We start from the raw sequence: 1,138 nt of genomic DNA on the forward strand, positions 1-1,138 counted from the left end.
TCCTCGCGGCGGGTGAAGGCACGCGGATCCGCCCGCTGTCGGCGTCGCTCCCGAAACCGATGTTGCCGGTCGCCGACCGGCCGCTGGCCGCCCACGCCGCGGCCGCCGCCGTCCGGGCCGGCGCCGACCAACTCGTTTTCGTCGTCGGCTACGAGGCCGACGCGGTCCGGACGTACTTCGGCGACGACTACGAGGGCGTGCCGGTCAGCTACGCGGTCCAACACGAGCAGGCCGGGACCGCCGACGCGGTCCGGGCCGCCCGCGACCATCTCGACGGCGAGTTCGTCGTGCTCAACGGCGACAACCTCTACGATCCCGGCGCCGTCGACGCGCTGTTCGCCGACGGCCCGACCATCGGCGCGGTCCGGGTCGACGACCCGTCGAACTACGGCGTGCTCTCGACCCGCGACGGGCTCGTCACCGACGTGGTCGAAAAGCCCACGGATCCGCCGACGACGCTGGCGAACGCCGGCGCGTACGCGTTCCCCGCGGAGGCGACCGCGTGGCTCGACGTCCCCGCGAGCGAGCGCGGCGAACACGAACTCACCGACGTGCTCGCGCGAGTGGTCGACGAGTACGAGGTGGGGTACGTCGAACTCGATCGGTGGCTCGACGTGGGCCGGCCGTGGGAACTGCTCGCGGCCAACGAGTGGAAGCTGGGCGAGCTCGACCGCGAGCTTCGGGGCGAGGTCCACGAGGACGCCGACCTCCGGGGAGACGTGGTGGTCGAGGCGGGCGCGAGGGTCGACGCCGGAGTCGTGGTCGAGGGGCCGGCGTTGATCCGAAGCGGGGCGAGCGTCGGTCCGAACGCGTACGTTCGCGGGGCGACCTTGATCGGCGAGGACGCCGAGATCGGGCACGGGGTCGAGCTCAAAAACAGCGTGGTGGGTCGGGGGACGCACGTCGCGCACCTGAGCTACGTCGGCGACAGCGTGCTGGGGCGGGACGTGAACTTCGGTGCGGGGACGAACGTGGCGAACCTGCGCCACGACGGGGAGGCGGTCGAGTTCACGGTGAAAGGCGAGCGGGTGTCGACGGGGCGCCGGAAGTTCGGGGTGGTGGCTGGCGACGGGGCCAAGACCGCGATCAACACCAGCCTGAACGCCGGGGTGAAGCTGTCGGCCGGCGCCACCACCGC

1 protein-coding gene is annotated in these 1,138 nt (G+C 72.3%); it reads left to right on the top strand.

Going from position 1 to position 1,138, the window contains the following annotated elements; translation table 11 throughout:
* Positions 1–1,138, top strand: a 1,138-nt coding sequence (gene glmU / locus EPL04_RS18500; RefSeq protein ID WP_134672658.1) for a bifunctional sugar-1-phosphate nucleotidylyltransferase/acetyltransferase, incomplete at both ends; no start/stop codon positions are given.

The organism is Halorussus marinus (assembly GCF_004521895.1).
Lineage (GTDB): Archaea > Halobacteriota > Halobacteria > Halobacteriales > Haladaptataceae > Halorussus > Halorussus marinus.